Origin of the sequence: Jeotgalibaca caeni (assembly GCF_028863945.1) — a bacterium.
GTDB classification, from domain to species: domain Bacteria; phylum Bacillota; class Bacilli; order Lactobacillales; family Aerococcaceae; genus Jeotgalibaca; species Jeotgalibaca caeni.
The window spans coordinates 1-16,651 of the sequence record NZ_JARBEA010000036.1; the positions used below are offsets into that span (position 1 = coordinate 1).

Annotated in this window: 16 protein-coding genes and 1 pseudogene; 2 read left to right on the plus strand and 15 right to left on the minus strand. The window is 40.2% G+C overall.

Features of this window, described 5'->3' with window-relative positions; genetic code table 11:
- Positions 1-80: 80 nt before the first annotated feature.
- The 4 genes and pseudogenes from cbpB to racE form a co-directional block, all read right to left on the minus strand.
- Complete coding sequence (cbpB, locus tag PVE40_RS08410; RefSeq protein WP_274731456.1) at positions 81-569, minus strand: cyclic-di-AMP-binding protein CbpB; 489 nt, start codon at positions 567-569, stop codon at positions 81-83.
- Between the two features lie 87 nt (positions 570-656).
- Positions 657-1,181: a metallophosphoesterase gene (locus PVE40_RS08415; RefSeq protein ID WP_274731457.1), complete on the minus strand. Its 525-nt coding sequence runs from the start codon at positions 1,179-1,181 to the stop codon at positions 657-659.
- 12 nt (positions 1,182-1,193) lie between these two features.
- Positions 1,194-1,781: pseudogene (locus PVE40_RS08420) on the minus strand (XTP/dITP diphosphatase); the annotation flags it as partial.
- A gap of 21 nt (positions 1,782-1,802) precedes the next feature.
- Positions 1,803-2,618, minus strand: a complete 816-nt coding sequence (gene racE / locus PVE40_RS08425) for a glutamate racemase (RefSeq protein WP_274731459.1) — start codon at positions 2,616-2,618, stop codon at positions 1,803-1,805.
- Positions 2,619-2,735: 117 nt separating this feature from the next.
- Here racE and PVE40_RS08430 point away from each other — a divergent pair, with 117 nt between their 5' ends.
- A complete protein-coding gene (locus PVE40_RS08430; RefSeq protein WP_274731460.1) occupies positions 2,736-3,035 on the plus strand; it encodes a P-II family nitrogen regulator in 300 nt (99 codons plus the stop codon).
- Between the two features lie 301 nt (positions 3,036-3,336).
- Positions 3,337-3,747, plus strand: a complete 411-nt coding sequence (locus PVE40_RS08435) for a DUF2507 domain-containing protein (RefSeq protein WP_274731461.1) — start codon at positions 3,337-3,339, stop codon at positions 3,745-3,747.
- A 43-nt stretch (positions 3,748-3,790) separates the two neighbouring features.
- Here PVE40_RS08435 and trxA read toward each other — a convergent pair whose 3' ends face one another.
- From trxA to pepV, 11 genes are all read right to left on the minus strand, one after another.
- On the minus strand, positions 3,791-4,105 hold the full coding sequence (gene trxA / locus PVE40_RS08440) for a thioredoxin (protein ID WP_274731462.1): 315 nt from the start codon (positions 4,103-4,105) through the stop codon (positions 3,791-3,793).
- A 73-nt stretch (positions 4,106-4,178) separates the two neighbouring features.
- Positions 4,179-6,560: an endonuclease MutS2 gene (locus tag PVE40_RS08445; protein ID WP_274731463.1), complete on the minus strand. Its 2,382-nt coding sequence runs from the start codon at positions 6,558-6,560 to the stop codon at positions 4,179-4,181.
- Positions 6,561-6,596: 36 nt separating this feature from the next.
- Positions 6,597-7,142, minus strand: coding sequence for a CvpA family protein (locus PVE40_RS08450; protein WP_274731464.1), 546 nt, complete (start codon positions 7,140-7,142; stop codon positions 6,597-6,599).
- Positions 7,143-7,146: 4 nt separating this feature from the next.
- On the minus strand, positions 7,147-7,686 hold the full coding sequence (locus PVE40_RS08455) for a cell division protein ZapA (RefSeq protein ID WP_274731465.1): 540 nt from the start codon (positions 7,684-7,686) through the stop codon (positions 7,147-7,149).
- Between the two features lie 140 nt (positions 7,687-7,826).
- Complete coding sequence (gene pheT / locus PVE40_RS08460; protein ID WP_274731466.1) at positions 7,827-10,241, minus strand: phenylalanine--tRNA ligase subunit beta; 2,415 nt, start codon at positions 10,239-10,241, stop codon at positions 7,827-7,829.
- Positions 10,242-10,246: 5 nt separating this feature from the next.
- A complete protein-coding gene (pheS, locus tag PVE40_RS08465; RefSeq protein WP_274731467.1) occupies positions 10,247-11,296 on the minus strand; it encodes a phenylalanine--tRNA ligase subunit alpha in 1,050 nt (349 codons plus the stop codon).
- Positions 11,297-11,612: 316 nt separating this feature from the next.
- Positions 11,613-11,954: a winged helix-turn-helix transcriptional regulator gene (locus tag PVE40_RS08470; RefSeq protein ID WP_476702886.1), complete on the minus strand. Its 342-nt coding sequence runs from the start codon at positions 11,952-11,954 to the stop codon at positions 11,613-11,615.
- A gap of 46 nt (positions 11,955-12,000) precedes the next feature.
- On the minus strand, positions 12,001-12,531 hold the full coding sequence (locus PVE40_RS08475) for an HD domain-containing protein (RefSeq protein ID WP_274731468.1): 531 nt from the start codon (positions 12,529-12,531) through the stop codon (positions 12,001-12,003).
- 114 nt (positions 12,532-12,645) lie between these two features.
- On the minus strand, positions 12,646-13,398 hold the full coding sequence (locus tag PVE40_RS08480) for a TrmH family RNA methyltransferase (protein WP_274731469.1): 753 nt from the start codon (positions 13,396-13,398) through the stop codon (positions 12,646-12,648).
- A 108-nt stretch (positions 13,399-13,506) separates the two neighbouring features.
- Positions 13,507-14,835, minus strand: coding sequence for a M23 family metallopeptidase (locus tag PVE40_RS08485; RefSeq protein ID WP_274731470.1), 1,329 nt, complete (start codon positions 14,833-14,835; stop codon positions 13,507-13,509).
- A 389-nt stretch (positions 14,836-15,224) separates the two neighbouring features.
- Positions 15,225-16,625 (minus strand): dipeptidase PepV, encoded by a 1,401-nt coding sequence (gene pepV / locus PVE40_RS08490; protein ID WP_274731471.1) that lies wholly within the window; start codon positions 16,623-16,625, stop codon positions 15,225-15,227.
- Between the last annotated feature and the right edge of the window lie 26 nt (positions 16,626-16,651).

The window sequence follows — 16,651 nt, forward strand, 5'->3', positions numbered from 1 at the left end:
AACGGAAAAATTCATTTGTCTCTTTGTGTTTTTCACAAAAGGGCCAAAGGCCCATCAACACTTAATATTCTAGAGCCTTTTTAATTACTTAATTCAGTTAATGTAAGATCTTTTAACTCATAATGGTGGTGAACTTCATGAACAAGATGATTTACTCGTCCTAGGATTTCCTTACGCGTAATGATTCCCTTAAACGTGCCATCTTCTTCCGCCACACAAACAAAACTGTGATTAATTAATAGACGCATTATTACTTCTAACTCTTCCGAGCTATCAATGGTGGGTACGTCTTTATCCATCACATCTTCTACCTTTATTTTTTCCATTTCGTCGAAACGAATTGAATCTACACCCATTAATGCCTTAATAATCATTGGCATTGAAATAATTCCTCTAATCTTTGAATCGTTATCTAAGACGGGAATGGAATTGTATTTTACTTGAGATAAGACAAGCAAAGCATGATAGAGATGATTATTACAGTTTAAGTTTGCTACATTTTCACTTGGAACCATCAGTTCTACGCCATCATCATGCAAAAGCATGGATTGGACTTCGTGACTGATCATGAATTATCCCCCTTCATTTTTTATAACTAAAGTATACCCGTTTCTCATTCATTCGATACTATAAAAAGAATGAATTTCATCATATCTTTAGAATTCTTTCGGGAAGGTCCACTCTTCTGCCAACAACGGCAATTCGTGATGTTGTTCGTTAAATACACGAATTTCAACTTTTTCAGATGTAGCCTCTAAGATACAATACGTTTTCTCACGTAACTCCCCTCTAGGACTTTGGATGCTTCCTGGATTGATAAAAAAGATTCCATCTTGATAATCAAATTTCAATATATGGGAATGTCCATAGAAGACAAAGTCTACATCTTCTTTTTTCGCCACGTCTGCTAATCGATCCAGGGTCCACTTTACTTCATGGCGATGTCCATGAACAATTAAATAAGGAAACGGAAGATCCTTCTTTACCTGTAATGACTGAAAACCAGGATCAAAGTCACAATTTCCGGCAACCGTGTCCATCATACTCCATATCAACTGGTTGCTGCTAAGCTCTGAGTCTCCACAGTGCACAAACGCATCTACTTGATTTAGATACCGGCTAGCTAACTCATCGAGAATCTGGCTATTCCCATGACTATCACTGACAATTAATAAGCGCATTTCTTTCCCACCCTATTTGAACCATTCATCGATGTATTTCTCGAATTTACGCAGTGCCACGGCGCGATGACTGATTGCATTTTTTTCTTCATCACTTAATTGAGCCATTGTCTTCCCTTTTTCCGGCAACAAGAAGAGTGGATCATATCCAAATCCGTTTTCTCCAGCTGGAATCTTAGCAATTTCCCCTTCTACTTCTCCTTCAACCACTAGGCTTTCTTTTCCTGGTCGGCTCGCTACCAATGTACAATGGAACCGGGCCGTTCTAGATGAATTTTCAAACTCACCTAGCATGGATAGTAATTTGGCGTTATTACGCGCATCATTTTTTGGTTCTCCAGCAAAACGGGCAGAAAAAACTCCAGGAGCACCATCTAATTCATCTACCATCAATCCAGAATCATCAGCCAATACGGGCAGATTTAGTTTTTCACTAATGGTTTCTGCTTTGAGGCGGGCATTTTCTTCAAAGGTATATCCCGTTTCTTCCACATCTGGAATATCTGGGTAATCGAGTAATGTCTTTACTTCATACCCTTTCGGTTCAAGCATCGCTTTGAATTCGCGTGCTTTTCCTTCATTTTGCGTTGCAATTACAATCGTTGGCATCGTTTTGCTCCTTTAGTTATTTTTTGGTAAGATCGCTTTTTCTACTTGTATGTCGTTCACTTCTAACCAGTTTGCTGCAATTTCTGCGAACATTTTAGTTGAACCAGTGGTATAGAATCGATACACTTTATCTGCTTTTTCTTGGCTAGAGGCTGTAATACCATAATAATCAAGAATCGTACTGACTTCAGAAACGGTCTCTGCTCCTGAGTCAATCAGAGTGACTTTATCACCCATTACTTTTTTGATAAGGGGGCTTAATAATGGATAATGAGTACATCCTAAAATCAATGTATCCAATCCCATTTTCGTTAACGGCTCTAAGCTTTCGAACACTACCTTCTTGGCAATAGAGGTATTAATCTGGTTACTTTCCACTAATGGGACGAACTTCGGACAACTAATACTGGCTGTGTAGACGTCTGGATGTTTCTCATGCAAGGTATCCTCGTACACATTACTGCCAATCGTTCCAACAGTCCCGATTACCCCGATTCGTTTATTACGGGAATATTTGATAGCTGCTCGACTTCCTGGCAAGATGACCCCCACTACTGGGATATCAACACGTTTACGTATTTCATCCAATGCAACTGCCGTAGCTGTATTGCAGGCAATCACGAGCATTTTTATGTTTTTAGTCAGCAGGAATTGGGTCAAATCCCATGTGAACTCGACGATTTCTTCCTTTGGCCTTGGCCCATATGGACATCGGGCATTATCACCAATATAATAGATTGATTCATTGGGCAACTGCTTCATCGCTTCTTTGACAACGGTAAGACCGCCTACTCCTGAATCCAAAAACCCGATTGCTTTTTTTTCCATAATCGTATCCTTTTTTCTATTGTTTTCTAAAGTCATTATAACAAATATTCTCTACTTCCGCTTGAATGTGATACAATAAATGAAAGATTAAGGAGCATCAACGAAGGAGGAGATGTTTTGAATCATCAAGCGATTATGGCCATCATGGACCGAGGCGAAGCTGGGAAAGCTGTGGAGGCAGTAACTAGAACGGGATCTCATTCAGGTACTTTATTGAAGGGACGAGGAACCGGACTACATGAGAAACAAAAAATATTAAATGTGACTCTGGAGCCAGAGAAGGATATTTTATTACTGGTTGCCCCGGAGACCCATACAGAAGATATTATTAATTCCATTGATGAGGCGATTCATATTACGGAACCAGGACATGGAATCTTAGTCAGCATACAAGTATCACGTGTGCATGGTATTTAAAGAGAAGATAGCGTACAGACCATTACTCGGCCTTGTACGCTATCATTCTGTCTTCTTAGGAAGTTATATTTTTACGTTCACGTCTTTTTTCTTCTTCTCGCCAATCTTGAATGTATTTGTATAGCGGGAGAATTAAAAACAACAATCCAGCCCATTTTCTGAGGTTACGCATACTATCATCCATCCCTTCTTTAATTTACATACATTGTGGTACCATACTTTTATTATGCACGATTTTTCGATAAAATGCCATTTTAACACTTTTTATCGACAGTGATTTAGTTAGAAAGGACTAATTATTATGAGTAAAAATGAGCGGGAACAAATGATTGATAGCCCCCACTTTCCATATTTATTAATACGCGATCATTTGTTAACGAATTTATTAGGCAATGAAGCGGACGAAATCCTCTACTGGGGTGGAAAGGAATTGGCTCGTCAATTTCCCTTAACTGCAGAGGAAGATATTATTGATGCCTTTGCTCATTGTGGGTTTGGCATTCTCAGCTTTATCAAAGAAGATAAGAATAGCACCACCTACTCCTTAAGCGGAGACTTAGTAGCTACCCGCTTGTTAAATGAAGAGGTTTCTTTCCAATTAGAGGCAGGTTTCTTAGCAGAACAATTAAGCCACACCCAAAAAAGGCCGATTGAAGCACAAGCAGCAATCACAAAAGCCAAGGAAGTCTTCTTTAACGTACAATATTACTAATAAAAAAACTGGCAGAAGGTTTCCCTCCTGCCAGTTTTTTATATTAGTTTGTATATTGTTCCAAAATCTCTTCTAGTCGTTCTTTTGGTGTGTATCCAACTAATTTTTCTACTACTTCGCCATCTTTTTTAACAAGTAAAGTAGGAATTCCCATGATACCAAATTTTTGTGGTGTTTCAGGGTTTTCATCTACATCCATTTTAGCAAAAGAAACTTTATCGCCAATTTCTTCATCTAATTCGTCAATGATTGGAGATTGCATGCGGCAAGGTCCGCACCATGTTGCCCAGAAGTCTACTAAGACTACCCCATCATTTGTTTCTGTATCGAAATTTGCATCTGTAATTGCTTTAACCATTTTCAATCTCCTTTCCTATCTGTGATTGTATTTCTATTATACCAAATTGAAACGTTCGACGCTATGGTTCTGCTTACTCTTTAAAAGTAGCAATTGTCGCACCGTCTCCCCCTGCATTTGGTGGCGCAAAGGAGAATGATTTTACTTGAGGATGTCTACGCAAGGCGTCGGTAACCCCTTGACGAATAGCTCCTGTCCCTTTTCCGTGGACAATCGTCACTTGGGGATAGCTGGCTAATAAGGCAGCATCCAAATAACTATCCAACTGAGACATCGCTTCTTCATAACGTACCCCACGTAAGTCTAACTGCGTCGAAACATGACTCTCACTTGCCGAACGGACACTAGCAATATGCCGTTTCGCTCTTCTCGTTTGTGGCTTCGGTTCTTCTTCAATCTTACGTAAGTCACTTTCTGGCAACTTCATTTTCATGATCCCGATCTGGACAACCCATTGATCTTTATCAGCTTTTTCCAATAAAACACCACGTTGGCCGTACGTTTCTGTAAGAACTTCGTCTCCAGCCTTCAGACGTTTTTTCTCTTTTTCACGCTTCAAAACTTTATTTCCTGTTAAGGATTCCTCTTGCTTGAGGTCACTAAACTGCTTACGTAAGTCAATCAGCTCGTGTTCTTTGACAACCGCATTCTTGCTGAGATTCATCTGCATTTCCCTGATTTCTTGCATCAGGAATTCAGCCTCTTCTTTGGTTGTTTCGACAAGTTGATTCGCTTCTTTTTTCGCATCTGCAATAATTTTTTCTTTGCTTTCTTCTAGCTCAAATGTAGCAGCGCGTAAGTCTTTCAACAAAGCATCTGATTCCTTGATTTGTTGTTTCAGTTGATAAGACTCTTGTTCCGTTTTTCTTCGTTTTTGTTCTAAATCGGCAATCATTTCATTCAGCGATTGGCTATCTTCGTCAATAAAACCAGAAGCTTGTTGAATAATCTGATCTGGGAGACCTAACCGTCTTGAAATATCAAACGCATTGCTTCGACCCGGAACACCAATTTGCAACCGATAAGTCGGCGCTAACGAGATAGAATCAAATTCCATACTCGCATTTATGGTTCCTGGGCGATTATAGGCATATGCCTTGAGTTCTGGATAGTGAGTGGTTGCCATAACGTAGCTGCCTTTACTCCCCACATAATCCAAAATTGAAATAGCAAGGGAGGCACCTTCTTGTGGATCCGTACCTGATCCTAACTCATCAAATAAAATTAAGCTTTTTTCGTCAATCTGTTCCAAGATCGAAACAATATTCGTCATATGGGAAGAAAACGTACTAAGACTCTGCTCGATAGACTGCTCATCACCAATATCGGCGAAGATATTAGTAAAAATTCCGATCTGGCTGTTTTCTGCTGCAGGAATTTGAAGTCCTGACTGTCCCATCAACTGAATAATTCCCATTGTTTTCAAGGCGATGGTTTTCCCACCCGTATTGGGACCAGTGATGATAATCGCTTGATATTCTTCACCAATAATTAAATCATTCGGCACTACTTGTTCTGGATCAATAAGAGGATGTCTTGCTTGCCAGATAGCCAAATGATTCTCAGGGCTCAGTTGCGGTCTGGTCGCTTTCATCGCGTCTGCATAGCGTGCTTTGGCGTTAATTACATCAAAATGAGTCAAAGTCTCATGATTATTCTGTAAATCCAAACGGTACGGTCTTATTAACTCAGAGAGTTCATATAAAATTCGTTCTTCTTCTTGTTTTTCACTCGCACGCAAAGAACGCAGCTTATTATTCAAGTCTAATACTGCTTGTGGTTCAATAAAGAGTGTTTGCCCCGTTGAACTTTGATCATGAACAACTCCACCAAAGGCATTCCGATGTTCTTGCTTCACTGGAATAACAAATCGTTCATTTCGAATCGTTACAATTGCATCGCTTAAGTAAGTAGATTTTTTACCGCGGATTATCTCATCTAACTTCGACCGAACTGCCCCTTCATTCGTACGAATGGCGTTGCGGATGCGATTCAACTCTGGACTCGCATCGTTCAAAATTTCTCCGTCATCAGATATCGATTGGCCAATTCTCTTCCGCACATCAGGTAAATCTATTAATTTTCCCTTCAATTCATACAAATGAAATAGTTCAATTTCTTGCTCTTCAAACCATTCGAAGAAACGAATAACTTCATTGGTTGTACGAAGGACACGACCGATTTGAGCCATCTCTTTTCCATTCAGGGAACCACCGATTTGTAACCTTTTCAGATGATGGGAAATATCACTTAACTGAGGAATTGGAATTCCTCCGCGTAGGCGCAATGCTTTTCTTCCGTCATCTGTTTCTTCTTGTAAACATTGAACCTGCTCTATTGAAGCAGCAGGTTCTAAGTGAAGCAACTCGCGTTTTCCGCTCTCGCTAGCAGCGTATTGAGCTAGTTGCTGTCGTATTTTATCAAACTCAAGTGTCTTTATTATTTTTGAATTCAACCGATTCACCTCTTTTTAGGTTGATTCTGTTCTGTTTTAGGCAATCACGCCTACCCACCACTCATAAATTGTTTTCGACAGATACGGTGTATTCGTAATGATCCAATCAGCTAAGCTACTTTCAGTAAGATGACTTTGCACCACATCAAAAGGGATTAACGTCAAGAAGCTGAGCAATAGGAAAATTCCTAAATATTGCATGGCAAATCCTAAAACCCCGCCACCAATTGTGTTTAATTGATGCAAAATAGGTAAGTAGGTTAAAGAATGCAGCATGTAGCCGACAATTCGCGTGATTAACCATCCTGCCAAGAAAATAATCAAGAATGAAATGGCATTATAAAAAGCCAAGTCCAACTTCAAAATTTCAATGGTTTCATAATACGCCATCTGGTCTCCTACACCTGGTGATGCATAGGGAACAAGCATTTCCAGGTACTCCGCCAGCTGCAAGTAGTACTTGTGAGCGGCAAAGAACGTAGTAATATAACCGACTGTATAAACGACCTGCAAGACAAGTCCTCTACGTACACCCGTGTAAATTCCCACAAAAAATATGATTAAAATCAACAATGTTAGCATAGACTCACCTGTTCTCTAAAGGGCCTTTCATTTGAGCCGCTTTGTTTTCCAGTTTCTTTTTTGATGCTTCAGGCATTCCTTGCGTCCCAATAAAGGAACTGGACATTTCCTTTTGGCTTTCTTTTTGAAGCATAACCGCCGCAGCCGTCGTCGGTCTTACAAATTTTGTTTTTGGTTTTTTCGTTACGGGAGCACTTTCTGATTTTTCCTCTTTTACAGTGCCCTCTACTTTTTTCTCTTTTGTTTGGTTTTGGAGCGTTTGGATGCGTCTTCTTAGTTGTTCAATCTTTTTCTCTAAAGCTGCATTCTCTTCTTTCAGCGCATCGATTTCTGCCTGTTTAGTTAGATTTTCTGAAATCGTATTAACAGCCACTAAAATCGAGCGCTGCTCAATATCCAAACTTGGCATTGCTTCTTTCAACTGCAAAATGGTTTGATTTGTAATTTCTGATACCGCTTGGAGATGTTCCTGCGATTTTTTTGCAACAATCGTATAGGTTCTACCTGCAATGGTTGTCTTAAAACGACGCTTTTCTTCCAACATCTTCCTCCCCCTCCTTCCATCCAACATCTAATCTATTTTACCATGTTTTCATAGGTTTTACAGTAATTTTATAGCAAATCCAGCAAAAATGAAAAGAGTGTGAGAGAACGCAAAAATCTGCGCTCCCCACACTCCACTTCTTAACGAATGGTTGCTGCTAGTTCTTCAATTAGTGCTTCTGTTACCTTTTGCATAGAAGGACTCACGTCGTCTTCTACTAGAGTCGCTTGTGGATTCAAGAAAGCAAGCGAGTAAGCCATTGATTTATGACCTTCAGATACTCCTTGACCACGATAGATATCAAAGAGACGAACATCTACTAAGTAAGCTCCTGCATGTTTTTCAATTACTGCAAGAATTTCTTCGTGTGTTACTTGATCTGCCACTAAAACGGCAATATCACGAGTAATACCTGGATATTTTGGAATTGGTTGTTGAGTAATTTCTTCACGTTCCGCGTCTACTAATGCATCAAAATTCAATTCAAATGCATAGGATTCTTTTAAGTCGTAATCTTTTGCAACGGCTGGATGGACTTGTCCAACATAACCGATTGATTGTTCCTTTAAGAATACTTCAGCCGTTCTACCTGGATGCATCCAAGCGACAGCTGCAGTCGCTTCATAGCGAATTTGTTTCTCTACACCCATTTTACTAAAGTATCCTTCTAAAATTCCTTTGACTGCATAGAAATCAACTGCTTCGGCTTTCCCTTGCCAATCGGGTTGTGTATGATTGCCCATTACGATACCGGCAACTTTTTCACGTTCAATTGGCAGTGAATCATGATCGTTAGCTAAGAATACTTTACCAATTTCATACAGGTGAAGATCTGCATTTTTACGAGAAACGTTATAAGAAGCATTTTCCAATAAACTTGCAAGCAAGTTCAATCGGAGCGTGCTGCGATCCTCGCTCATCGGCCATGCCAACCGGATTGGTTCACTTGTTTCTTGTGTGTACGCTTTTGCTTTTTCTTCCGTAGTCAACACATAACTCAACGTCTGAGATAAACCAGCCGCTTCTAAGTAATTTCTAGAAAGACGAACGTATTTTTGTCGCGTAGTTAGTTCACCTGGAACAGAAGCTGTTTCTGGCAACGTAGCCGGCAAACGGTCGTAGCCATAGATCCGTGCTACTTCTTCCACGATGTCTGCTTCTATCGCAATATCCCAACGGCGAGGTGGTATGGAAATAGTAAACGTTTCTTCCTCTACTTCGTATCCAAAACCTAATTGGGCAAGAATTTGACCGACCTCTTCTGCCGAGATTGCTGTCCCAAGCGAACGATTGATTTTACTTAATGTAATGGTTACTTGTTTGTTCTCAGGAACGAAGGTAGCTGCAGAAGCTGTACCAGCTACAATAGTGCCGCCGCCTAATTCATGAATTAATTGAGCAGCATGATTTCCAGCTACTTCAATGGTTCCTTGGTTAATTCCCTTTTCAAAACGTGCACTTGATTCACTGCGCAAGTTAAACTTCGAACCAGTCTTGCGAATCGAAAGTGCATCGAACATTGCAAATTCCAACGCTACTGTTGTTGTTTCAGCCGTAATCTCTGAACCCAAACCACCCATTACGCCAGCTAAAGCAATCGGTTCTTTTCCATTTGTAATCACAATATCAGTGGTATCTAAGTTCCGGGTTGATCCATCGAGCGTTTGGATCGTTTCGCCATCCTTCGCTCTGCGGACAACAATTTCTTTACTGCCGATTTTTTCGTAGTCAAACGCATGAAGCGGCTGTCCATATTCCAATAAAATATAGTTGGTAATATCTACAATATTATTAACTGGACGCATTCCTGCTTTCATCAGCTTGGTTTGTAGCCACAAAGGACTTTCATTGATTGTCACATCTTTAATAATTTGAATGTGATACGCTGGAGCATCTGTTTTGTCTTCTACCGATACAGAAATATAGTCTCCAACCTGACCTTCCGTAGGGGACACTTCTACTTGCGGCAAAGTTACCTTTTTGCCGTAGATTGCTGCTACTTCATGAGCGACACCATGCATGCTTAAGGCATCTGCCCGGTTTGGGGTAATATCTAAGTCTAATACAGCGTCATTCAACCCTAATACTTCTACTGCATCAGCACCGACTGTAGCATCTGCCGGCAGTACAAAAATACCGTCTGCATACTTTTTCGGTACGACATTTTCTGGGAGACCTAGTTCATCTAAGGAGCAAATCATTCCGTTAGAAACTTCCCCACGGATTTTTCCTTTTTTAATCTTATAATTACCAGCAATTCGTGCACCATGCAACGCTACAATAACTTTTTGACCAGCGGCAATATTTGGCGCTCCACAAACAATTTGAATCGGTTCTTCCTGTCCCACGTTCACTAAGCAAACATGTAAGTGGTCAGAATCTGGATGGTCCACTACTTTTAGTGTTTCACCTACTACGATTTTCGATAATCCTTCACCAGGTTTGATGACATCATCGACTTCAATTCCCGTACGGGACATCTTATCAGCTAACTCTTCTGCTGTAATAGTTGATACGTCTACATATTCCTGTAACCATTGATGTGATACTTTCATCTTCCTTATTGCCCCTTTCCTGTGAATTGTCCGAGGAATCGAACATCATTTTGATAGAAATGACGAATATCATCAATTCCATACTTCAACATGGCAACCCGTTCTGGTCCCATTCCGAAGGCAAATCCGGAGTATTTTGTAGAGTCAATGCCAGACATTTCAAGTACGTTTGGATGAACTAATCCAGATCCTAAAATCTCAATCCAACCACTGCCCTTACACACGTTACAGCCTTCTCCTCCACACTTGAAGCAACTTACGTCTACTTCAACAGATGGCTCAGTAAATGGGAAATAACTTGGGCGAAGACGAATTTCACGTTCAGCACCAAATAGCTTCTTCGCAAAAACATCTAGTGTTCCTTTCAAGTCAGCTAGGGTAATATTTTCAGCAATGACCAATCCTTCAATTTGTGTAAATTGATGAGAATGGGTCGCGTCATCATTATCACGGCGGTATACTTTCCCTGGACTAATCATTTTCAATGGGCCCTTTGTGAAGTCATGCTTCTCCATCGTACGTGCTTGCACAGGCGATGTATGGGTACGCAACAATACTTCATCTGTGATGTAGAAGGTATCTTGCATATCGCGAGCTGGATGATCTTTTGGCAAATTCATCTTTTCAAAGTTATAGTAGTCCAATTCAACTTCCGGACCATCTACTACTTGGTACCCCATGCCGAGGAACAAATCTTCAATTTCTTCCATGATTTGAGTGAGAACATGCTTTGTTCCAAGCGAAACTTTTTTGCCAGGTAAAGTCACATCGATTGTTTCTTGTTGCAATGCTTCTTCAAGAGCCTTTGCTTCTAGTGACTCCTGTAGAGTTTGGATTGCTGCTTGAATCTCATCACGTACCTCATTTGCTAAACTTCCGATCACAGGGCGTTCTTCTGGTGCAACGTCTTTCATTCCCCGTAGAGCTTCCGTAATCGGACCTTTTTTCCCTAAGTAAGCCACTCGATGCTCATTCAGTTCTTGTAGCGTAGCTGATGCTTGTACTTTTACGAGCGCTTCTTCACGCAATTGAACTAATTTTTCTTGTAAATTCATTATTCTACCCCCACATTCTCTAAAATAAACGCAAAAAAATCCCCTCCCTGAAAAGGGACGAGATATCGCGGTACCACCCTCGTTCTGTTCACATTACGAACAGCACTCCTATCGATAACGGCCTATTTACCGGGTCTTTATTCATTGCCTAGGCAAATCCCAAAGCCTGCTCAAGGAGTGAAAGATCATGAAGCTCGCTGTGATTTGCTCTCAGTCTAAGGCAAATCTCCCTGTAAACAGTTCGACGACAGATGGTTCCTATCATTGCATTTGTTTATTTCATTCAATTTATCAGGAAAAGGTGAAAAGGTCAAGCTCACAATTCCATCCATTTATTCGACCATAGCTGTATTTCATTCATGACTGTTTCTAAATCTTTTCCTTTTTCAGTCAAGCTATACTGAACTTTAACAGGTCCAGCGACATGTTCTGTGCGCAAAACAATGCCTTCTTCTTCTAATTCTTTTAGACGTTCTACTAAAACTCGGTCACTTACATTTGGGATTTGTTCCGCAATTTCTTTGAAACGACGATCTCCAGCCAACAAAACTTCAATAATTAAGCCCGACCATTTCTTCCCTAAGATTGTAAAGGACCGTTGGAATTTTGGACAGAGGCAAGAGCTGCTTTTTTCTAATACTTCCTCCACTGTTTTCACCTCTAATCTCTTTTTTGTTTACTTGCTTTATCGAATAACACCTCGATTAGAAGGTAATCACATTGGTTAGGATATTCTGTTTAACGGTTGCCCATTTACTTTGGAATTTTCCTTTGTGACGCGCTAGGGCAGGCATCATCGCTTCATCACATGCGCAGTATTTATCTACTAATGTGACAATAAAGCTTTCTTTGTATTTTGGTGGCGCGATTGTTGCGCCCCACATATGTTTAATAATAATATCTTTTTCTAATTCTGATAGTTCTGTTAATTTTTCTGCATTGGCACAGGCGATGCGAGGATGCATGTAAGCATGAGTTCCTTCATCGAACTTTGTTGTACGCCAGTCGTAATAGAAAAGGTCATGCAATAGACCAGCTCGTGCAATTGCACGGGTATCGCATTTCAAGCGTCTACCGATACAGAAACTGCGATACGCAACAGAAATTGAATGGTCTAAGCGAGTGCTATTGTAATGGTGCGTAATTGTTTTCAATTGTTGAACTTCTTCTTTTTCAAGCAAGTCCGCTATACACGAAAGAAATTCTTCATCTTGTTGCCATTTCTGAATCGTCATTATCATTCTCCTTATGAAAAGTACGCTTCCTATTATACATGAAATCTATCTTTTGAAAAGGTTTTTCACTTACTTTTTAGCACATATGATATAAAATTCACATTATTGTAATATTTACGAAGCGAAGTGATACAACACAATTCCTGCTGCTACTGCTACATTTAATGATTCAGCCTTCCCGTAAATCGGAATGTATACGTTACAAGTCGTTTGTGCTAATACTTCTTGAGAAACACCGTTGCCTTCATTACCTAAAACAACTGCGACTGTTTCAGCCTTCTCTACTTCAAAATATCTCTTCGCCTCTGCGTCTAGAGCTGTTCCATAAACCGGAACTTGTTGTTCTTTTAAGGTTGCTAGAACCGGCAGTAAGTCTGTTCGGTAAATGGGAATATGAAAATGGCTTCCTTGCATCGAGCGTACGACTTTATCATTGTAAGGATCTACGCTCCCTGTTCCAAAAACAACACCCGCAAATCCTGCCGCATCAGCAGTGCGCACAATGGTTCCTGCATTACCTGGATCTTGGACGCCATCAAGAAGGACATATTTCCCTTCCCATTGCTTCGGCAATGCTTGTTGGGACACCTCTACGACACATATAATACCCGGAGCGGTTTCCGTTTGAGTGAGTACATTCATCACCTCATCAGAAACCAGATTCGCATTGTTTGGCCAGTTCGGTTGTGTCTGGCTGTACTTTTCAGTCAAAATAATCTCTTTTATCCTTGCTCCACTGTGCAGCGCTTCGAGATACAGGTGTTCACCTTCTATCAAGTAACAGCCGCTCTCTTTTCTTCCTTTAGCAGAATGTAGCTTTTTCCAATTTTTAACGGTTTGATTTTTAACAGATGTAATTTTTTCCATAAGGACCTCCTTGCATGCTTCTTTATTATAGTAAGGTTGTGCTCGAAAAGCTATGCTGGATTTCTATATAAAAAGAGACGAGAATCATTCTCGCCTCTTTTTGGTATCTTAATAAGAAATGTATTTCAACGGATTCACATGAGAGCCGTTTTCGAAAACTTCAAAATGTAAATGAACTCCGGTTGATTGACCGGTTGTTCCCATAATTCCAATTTGTTGTCCTTGGCTTACGGATTGGCCTGGTGCTACTGAAAGTCCTGGTGTCATATGAGCATACTTTGTTTTCACTTGTACGCCATTAATTACACCATGGTTGATAACTACATGGTAACCGAACATGGAGTCATACCCAGCGACTTCAACGGTTCCGCTTTGTGCTGCTACAATCGGACCACTACCAGCGATATCTGCTCCATTATGCATCCGGTATCCGCCATCCACAGGATTAATTCGCATTCCGTATGGAGATGAGTTGTATCCAGATGCAGGACGAATGAATCCACTTGTGTTAGAAACTGGAGGCGTATGAGTCAGTTCCTCTGTTTTTTCTGTTGAAGCAACTAGGTTGTTCGCTGCTCGTTCTGCTGCTGCCTTCTCCGCTGCCGCTTGTTCTCTTGCTAACTGCTCGGCTTCTGCTTTCTCGCGTGCAATTCGTTCTTCTTCTAAACGTTGCGTTTCAGCCGCAATATCCTTGCTAAGCGATTCGGTTTTAGAAGCCAAACTTGATTGCGTTGCTTCTAGACCTTTTTTCTCGCTCTCTGTTAATTCCATGTTTTCAAGTACAAGGTTGATTTGAACGTTCAACTCATTTTGTTGTGCAACTACATTATTTTTCGAAACAATAATTTCTTGTTTTAACAATTCAGCTTCTGCTTGTTCTTCCTCAACAGCCACTTTTGTTTCTTCTACTTCTTTTTTGTCGTTTTCTTGTTGTACGACAATCTCTTTATTGGCTGTAATGAGTTTATTAACAGTGCTGACTTTTCCAACCATATCGGTAAGAGAATCTGCAGTCATAATGATGGATACCATATCTGACATACTTGCTTCCGTTTGAATCACTCGAGCTTGGTTATTCAATTTCTCCGTACGTTGTTCAATAATAACCTTTAATTCTTCAATACGTTCTTGTAATGATACAATTTTGTTTTCAATTTCAGTCAATTTCGCTTCTTGTTTTTCAAGTTGTACAAGCAATTCATCGATGCTTTCTTGTAATTCAGCTACACGATTTTGCAAGTCTTTTTTCTCTTCTTCTAATACTTGTAAAGAAGATTGTTTTTCAGAAATCTCACTTTGGACTTCTTTTGATTTTTCCTCTAATTCTTGCTTTTCACGGTTTAGTTCGTCTAAGGAATGTGCCTGAACAGCTTTACCTCCAACAAATGGAGACAGCAGAAAGATTGAAGTTGCTAATGCAATATATTTTTTATTCACCAGATGTACTCCTTTTTCGTTTACTCACGAATAGAAGTATAACATTGAAACACATCTCTTGGGTAAAACTGAGATGACAATTTGATTGCAAACCAAAAGAAACGAGTTGTTTTATTTTGTTTTAATATACTGTTATTCGCTTCCTAAAGCGTTCTTTATAGAACGAAACATTGATAAAAAAGCACCTCGATTAGAAGGAAGTTGAACATTTGTCTCATTTTATTGATAATGTTCAAATTTTCTTCATAAACAATTCGTAACTTTTGTAACACAAACGTAATGTTAATCGCTTCATTTCATAAAAAAACTGGAAAAAGTAAAAACCCGATAGAGAAAGGTAGAGTCACATCTTAGTGTGCTCTCTATCTTTTTCTATCGGGTTATTTGGTTTATTTAATCAACTCGTAAATCGCATCTGCGTAAATGGCAGTTGCTCTTAGTAAATCATCCAAGGCCAAGAATTCATTTGCTTGGTGCATGGTGTCGATGCTATCTGGGAACAAAGCGCCATAAGCTACTCCGCGTTCCATTAAGCGACCATATGTACCTCCACCGATGGAACGTTCTTTTCCTTTTAGGCCTGTATGTTTTTCATACACATCCAATAACGTTTTTACCAATGGATCGTCTGCTGGTACGTAGTGTGGTAATTTGCCCGCACTCTTTTCAATCGTTACACCGAATTCACTTAACATTGCTTCGGTTTTAATTTCTAAACCTTCTGCAGTGACTCCGACCGGGTAACGGAAGTTCAAGGCAATGGTGCCCCCTACTTCTGGTGCGAAGGTAAATACTCCAGCATTCATCGTCAATTCACCCATTACTGGATCTGTGTGGGAAAGTCCTAATTTTTCTGCAGTGTGTTCTAAGTGAATATATTCTGCAATCAAACGGAAGTACTCTCCTGCGTCTCCGCCAAAGGAATAGTTATTCAAGAATGTTGCCAAGTAGGTACCAGCGTTTCTTCCACCAGCTGGATTCATCCCGTGGGAAGCTTTCCCAACTAGTTGAATCGTTACTTGGTCACCCTCTACATCAAGTGTTCCCGTTACTGGGTTGTTTTCTAAGAATTCAAAGAAGTCTTTTTCGATTTGTTCGGCTTCTTGACTCTTAAAAATAGCGGTCGCATCTTGTGGAACCATGTTTTCACGTAGTCCAGCGTCAAAGCTGATTAATTCATTCTTTCCGCCTGCTACATCTCCTCTAAAACGTACATATAAAGAGATGTTTCCTTTTTCACCATTGATAATTGGGAAGTCAGCATCTGGAGAGAAGCCAAAGTCTGGCATTTCTTCATGTTGCAAGTAATGAGTCATACATTGCCAGCCGCTCTCTTCATCGGTCCCGATAATCATACGGACGCGTTTTGAAACAGGCAATCCTAAGTCACGAATAATTTTGATGGCATAATAAGCAGCCATAGATGGTCCTTTATCATCACTGGATCCACGAGCATAAATGCGGTCATCTTTTAAGATTGGCTCAAATGGATCGGTATCCCAGCCAGTTCCTGTTGGCACAACGTCCACGTGACCAAGAACGCCCATTAACTCGTCGCCTTCACCGTATTCAATGTGACCTGCTAGGTTTCCAACATTTTTCGTTACGAAGCCATCTCGTTTACCGATTGCTAGGAAAGCTTCTAATGCTTCTTTTGGTCCAGGACCTACTGGCATTTCTGGAGTTGCTTTTGCGTCATCTCGAACGCTGTCAATTCGTAAAATTGTAAATAAATCTTCTAAAAGCGCTTCTTTTCGTGCTTCTACTTCTTTTTTCCAATTAATTTCCATAGCGACACATCCTCTTCTTTACTACT

Bases quoted from the DNA above. Each gene is read 5' to 3' on its own strand.
- cbpB (WP_274731456.1), bottom strand. From the start codon at position 569: ATGATCAGTCACGAAGTCCAATCCATGCTTTTGCATGATGATGGCGTA.
- PVE40_RS08415 (WP_274731457.1), bottom strand. From the start codon at position 1,181: ATGCGCTTATTAATTGTCAGTGATAGTCATGGGAATAGCCAGATTCTC.
- racE (WP_274731459.1), bottom strand. From the start codon at position 2,618: ATGGAAAAAAAAGCAATCGGGTTTTTGGATTCAGGAGTAGGCGGTCTT.
- PVE40_RS08435 (WP_274731461.1), top strand. From the start codon at position 3,337: ATGAGTAAAAATGAGCGGGAACAAATGATTGATAGCCCCCACTTTCCA.
- trxA (WP_274731462.1), bottom strand. From the start codon at position 4,105: ATGGTTAAAGCAATTACAGATGCAAATTTCGATACAGAAACAAATGAT.
- PVE40_RS08450 (WP_274731464.1), bottom strand. From the start codon at position 7,142: ATGCTAACATTGTTGATTTTAATCATATTTTTTGTGGGAATTTACACG.
- PVE40_RS08455 (WP_274731465.1), bottom strand. From the start codon at position 7,686: ATGTTGGAAGAAAAGCGTCGTTTTAAGACAACCATTGCAGGTAGAACC.
- pheT (WP_274731466.1), bottom strand. From the start codon at position 10,241: ATGAAAGTATCACATCAATGGTTACAGGAATATGTAGACGTATCAACT.
- pheS (WP_274731467.1), bottom strand. From the start codon at position 11,296: ATGAATTTACAAGAAAAATTAGTTCAATTGCGTGAAGAAGCGCTCGTA.
- PVE40_RS08475 (WP_274731468.1), bottom strand. From the start codon at position 12,531: ATGACGATTCAGAAATGGCAACAAGATGAAGAATTTCTTTCGTGTATA.
- PVE40_RS08480 (WP_274731469.1), bottom strand. From the start codon at position 13,398: ATGGAAAAAATTACATCTGTTAAAAATCAAACCGTTAAAAATTGGAAA.
- pepV (WP_274731471.1), bottom strand. From the start codon at position 16,625: ATGGAAATTAATTGGAAAAAAGAAGTAGAAGCACGAAAAGAAGCGCTT.